Origin of the sequence: Streptomyces sp. WM6378 (genome assembly GCF_001279695.1) — a bacterium.
Taxonomy (GTDB): Bacteria; Actinomycetota; Actinomycetes; order Streptomycetales; family Streptomycetaceae; genus Streptomyces.
On record NZ_LGDD01000078.1, the window covers coordinates 1 to 4342 of the forward strand.

At 66.4% G+C, this 4342-nt stretch carries 4 protein-coding genes; 2 read left to right on the forward strand and 2 right to left on the reverse strand.

The genetic code is table 11. The annotated features are described in order from the left end of the window. Positions 1 to 876 precede the first annotated feature (876 nt). A complete protein-coding gene (locus ADK54_RS09650; RefSeq protein ID WP_078966250.1) occupies positions 877 to 1254 on the reverse strand; it encodes a cupin domain-containing protein in 378 nt (125 codons plus the stop codon). Positions 1255 to 1324: 70 nt separating this feature from the next. Between ADK54_RS09650 and ADK54_RS09655 the strand changes: the two genes are divergently transcribed. Continuing rightward, positions 1325 to 2275, forward strand: a complete 951-nt coding sequence (locus ADK54_RS09655) for a GlxA family transcriptional regulator (RefSeq protein WP_053725144.1) — start codon at positions 1325 to 1327, stop codon at positions 2273 to 2275. A 264-nt stretch (positions 2276 to 2539) separates the two neighbouring features. Here the strand turns inward: ADK54_RS09655 and ADK54_RS09660 are convergent, their stop codons facing one another. After that, positions 2540 to 3343 (reverse strand): SDR family NAD(P)-dependent oxidoreductase, encoded by an 804-nt coding sequence (locus ADK54_RS09660; protein ID WP_053725145.1) that lies wholly within the window; start codon positions 3341 to 3343, stop codon positions 2540 to 2542. Between the two features lie 655 nt (positions 3344 to 3998). On the opposite strand from ADK54_RS09660, the gene ADK54_RS45805 reads away from it, so the two are divergent. Further along, positions 3999 to 4163 carry a hypothetical protein gene (locus ADK54_RS45805; RefSeq protein WP_159047689.1) on the forward strand — a complete coding sequence of 55 codons (165 nt, stop codon included), beginning with the start codon at positions 3999 to 4001 and terminating at the stop codon, positions 4161 to 4163. Positions 4164 to 4342 lie beyond the last annotated feature (179 nt).

Here is a 4342-nt window from a genome sequence, read left to right on the forward strand (position 1 = left end):
TCGAGTACGAAGTACGCTCCGAGAACGACACCATCCCGGCTGCCGGTTAGCCACCGAGCCTGGAACCCAAATGGTGGGTCAGGTCAACCCGTCACCCAAACCTGCAGCAGACCCATTCGGCCCTCAACGCCATTGGCGACGCAGGCGAGCCATACCGAGCATGGCCTCACCGACGGCCTGCCCGGCTGGCAGGCCACGCCGATCGAGTGCTCAGGGAACGCCTAAGTGCGCGCGACGTCCAGCCACCGCTACGCCCTCGCCCCGGCGGAATTCCGTATCTACGAGGCACAGATTCGTGCGCGGCGTACCGCAGAGGCGAGCTTGCCGGGGGACATGTGGCACAGCAGTACTTCCGCGTGTTGACGATCAGCTCCAGCCGCAGGCGCGGAGGCCGGCGCGTTCGAGGAGCGACGTGCTGATCCCATGGACAGTCAACTCATGGCCGGCACAAATCGGCGCGCCAATGATCTCGTCCAGGCTTCGGCTCTCTGCCCGGACGTGGAAGGCAAGACGGCGCCCACCGAGTTGCCGCCCGACTGGCGGCGCTTGGACCAGGCAAGCCCCTCCGCATGCCCCCCCACGCGAGCCGACGGTAGGCCGTGGCATTCGCGGGGCCCGGTGTGCGGCACTCGGCCCCAGTGCTGCACTCGCAGCCGGCTGTCCCAGCCATCCGGCACGCCGGGCAGAAGCACACGACGCCCGACTGAATGCGTACCTGCGTCGGACCTGCCTCCAGGAAGCACTGTGACCGCGATCCTCGTGGGCACTGCGGCCGAATCGGCATACATGCGAGATCCACTGCGCACCCTGACGGCGGCCAACTCGAATTCCCCATGTACGGCCAGTAGCAACCTAACGCTGTGTAGCCATAGTGAACTAGCCTTCGGGATAGAAGATGAAGAGGGTGCAGCCCGTCGTCGTCTGCGGGACGTGTGATGAACCGGCGGGGGCATGGATGAACGTGCCTGCGGGGTAGTCCCGTTCGCCGTCGTTGAAGACGCCTGAGATCACGAAGACCTCTTCCGGACCTGGATCGTGGACGTCGATGCCCTCCCAGCGGGTGTGCGGGGCCATCTCCAGCACGTGTGCCGTCGCGCCGCCTTCTCCGCTCCACAGCGGCCGCAGCCGAATGCCGGGAAAGAGTTCGCGGGTGGGCGCGTCATGTACGCCTGACCACACATAGTCGGGCAGCTGCCCGCTCGTTCGCGTTGTGGTGTCTGCCGCCTGTGCTGCCTGAGAGGTTTCTGTCGTCATGGGGCAAGCCTCGTCGACCGCCTGGACCTCGCCCAGTGTCTGGATTGACATCCTGAGGTATTTTCCTGCCATGCATCGTGTAGCGGCACTCGTCCAGGCGCCTCAGTCGACTTTCGAACTCGGCTGTGCTGCCCAGGTGTTCGGCATTGAGCGGCTCGGACCACCCACCCGCTACGGCTTCGACGTATGCACCGAACACCCCGGCCCCGTCGCTACACACGCCGGATACGACATGCTCGTCACCAAGGGTCTTGACACCCTTGACGGAGCGGACACCGTGGTGATCCCGGGCTGGCCGCGCATCGACGAGAGCCCCTCACCCGCCGTCGTACGGGCCCTGCGCCGCGCACACGGGCGCGGCGCACGCGTGGTCAGCATCTGCTCCGGGGCCTTCGTCCTGGCACACGCCGGCCTGCTTGACGGTCGCTCAGCAACCACACACTGGGCGCTGGCAGGCGAGTTCGCCGCGCGCTTTCCCGCTGTCCGCCTCGACCCGGACGTGCTGTACGTGGACCATGGCGACGTGGCCACGAGCGCGGGTGCCGGAGCCGGATTCGATCTGTGCCTGCACCTGGTGCGCACCGACCAGGGAGCCGGATACGCCGCGCACGTCGCCCGGACCATGGTCATGCCGCCACACCGTGAAGGCGGGCAACTGCAGTATTCCGCGCCGCCGCACCCCACCCAGATCGACGGTTCGCTCGCGCCACTCCTGGAGTGGGCGAGCGGCCGCCTCGACGAAGAGCTGACCGTCGATGACCTCGCCAGCCACGCCGGTTGCTCCGCCCGTACGCTGGCCCGACGCTTCGCCGAGCAGGTCGGCACCAGCCCGGGGCAGTGGCTGCTCTCCCAGCGGATCAATGCCGCACGGGAACTGTTGGAGCTCTCAGACCTCGCGGTCGACGCCGTCGCCCGCCGCGTCGGGCTTTCCTCCGCCACCAACCTCCGCCGGCGCTTCCTCGGCATCCTGGGCACAACGCCGGGTGCCTACCGTCGGGCATTTCAGGACCAACCACGATGACAACCCGCCACATCACCGGTCGGGTCCGCCCACTCACCATCAACAATGCGTGACCACTCGCGGCCAGTTGACTCCCCAGCGACTGGCCACCTGCGGGGACTTTTAACTGGCCACTGACAGCACCCCAGTGACACTTCTGGCAGCGCCCGGAGGAGACGTTCACGGCCGAGGTACTCCCCCTGCGATAGACCGCCATCTCCGATCGTTCGCCCTGATCACTAGTACTGGCGCAAAGGACCGGAGCGGGGCCAGCGTCCGCGAGGGTCAGACTTCCTCATCGCCGCGTGGTGCGATCTGGAAGTCGAACGCGAGAGTTCCGGGGTCAAGGGCAGTCGCCCCACCGTCGACGGTGAGCACCGCGCCATTGACATAGGACGCTGCTGGAGAGAGCAGCCAGCTGATCGCCTCCGCAATTTCACGCGGTTCGCCGGGCCGCCCCATGGGCAGGAACCTGGTCGCCTCCTCATACGCAGACTCCACGCTGTGATCCTTCAACTCCGCTTCCGCAGCAAAGCGCGCCATACGCCGGTCGGCCATCTCGCTCCGAACCCAGCTGGGACACACGGTGTTGGCACGCACCCCCTGACGTCCGTAGTCGACGGCGATCGAGCGGCAAAGCTGTAGCAAGGCTGCCTTGGATGTGGCGTACACAGCGTTGCTCGCGCCGTTGCGCAAGGCGGACACCGATCCCCGCGTCTCCAGCAGGTGCGGGATCGCCGCGCGCAGGAGCAGGAGCGGACCAGTGACGTTCGTGCGCATCACCTCGTCCCAGTCTTCCAACGACAGATCCCCAACCGCTCCGCTTCGCCCGATGCCCGCATTGAGCACAAGCCCGTCAAGTCGCCCGTAGGCGGCCAAGGCAGTGCGGACAATGCCCTCGGCGGCCTCCGGATCACTCACGTCAGACGGATATGCCAGCGCTCCGATCTCCCGTTCCAGGCGTTCTAGCGGTTCAGGCCGCCGTCCCGAGACGACCACTCGGTGCCCCCCATCGCGAAGCAATCGGGCGGTGGCCGCCCCAATACCCGTGCCTCCGCCGGTCACGATGACAACTCGCCCGTCCGTCACCCGGTTCGTCCTTTCGCCCTAGTTCACAACGAGCACCCGATCGTAGATGGGATACGAGCCCAACCTTCACTGCCGATGATCTTGAGACAAGGTGGTCCTCGGCCGAATACGGATACGCACAACAGGCCCCCCTGCATCGGTCAGGCCACGGTGCCGTCGGCACGCCGAGAGGCGAGGTTCAGCAGAACGTGACGGCCACAACGGGCGAGTTACCCACCAAGGCAGTTCTGCTTCAGCCGGGAGCGGGGTTACTCGTGCCGCTCGCCCGCTGGTTGCGGCCTGTCCTCGCGGGTGATGAAGACGCCAGACCTCGCATCAGCAAACAGCTGATCGCGATCCGGCTGCCGCGCCCTCGCGCGGTGCAGTGGTCGACACTCAGGCCCCTGCGCACCTCCGCCTACACGCCCCCGTGCCACTGTGTGCTAAAAGGGGCGGTAAACAGCGGTCAGCGACGGATGGCTCCGACCGGGAAGTCAGCGCTCCACAACAGCGTTCCCACAGGCCAGAGGGACAGCGGCGGCTGAAGTGACAAGTGATTCGAGCTGGCGAACAGCCTCATGGAGAGACCGTCCGCCGCTCCACCCCGGCAGTCTCACCTCACCACTCACGCCCAGGCTCCCCCGCCGCCCGCGGCATCGGCTCCAGGGCGAAGCCGATGAATGACGACTTGACCATGCTCTGGGTGGGCCTGGCGATCCTGACCACCTTCGGATCGCTCTACGGCTTCCCCACAGGCGCCTTCACCCTCGTGGGCGTCCTGTTCGTGTACCTGAGCTTCGTCGCGTACGTCGGCGAGGCGATACGCACGGACGGGCCTTGACCCCGAATATGCATCCGCCAAGGGGCCGCAACATAGCGGTGGATCCCCGGATACCGAAACCGGGGATCCACCGCATCCTTCTAGTGACCTGAGTCGTTGATGCGTCGTTTGATATGCATGGGGCGTCCGGGGCCGCGGTTGGCCGAACTGGTGTTGTCCGAGCGCGAGCGTGAGGTGCT

Excerpts from the sequence above, each read along its gene's own strand:
- ADK54_RS09655 (WP_053725144.1), top strand. The coding sequence starts at position 1,325 with ATGCATCGTGTAGCGGCACTCGTCCAGGCGCCTCAGTCGACTTTCGAA.
- ADK54_RS45805 (WP_159047689.1), top strand. The coding sequence starts at position 3,999 with ATGAATGACGACTTGACCATGCTCTGGGTGGGCCTGGCGATCCTGACC.
- ADK54_RS09650 (WP_078966250.1), bottom strand. The coding sequence starts at position 1,254 with ATGACGACAGAAACCTCTCAGGCAGCACAGGCGGCAGACACCACAACG.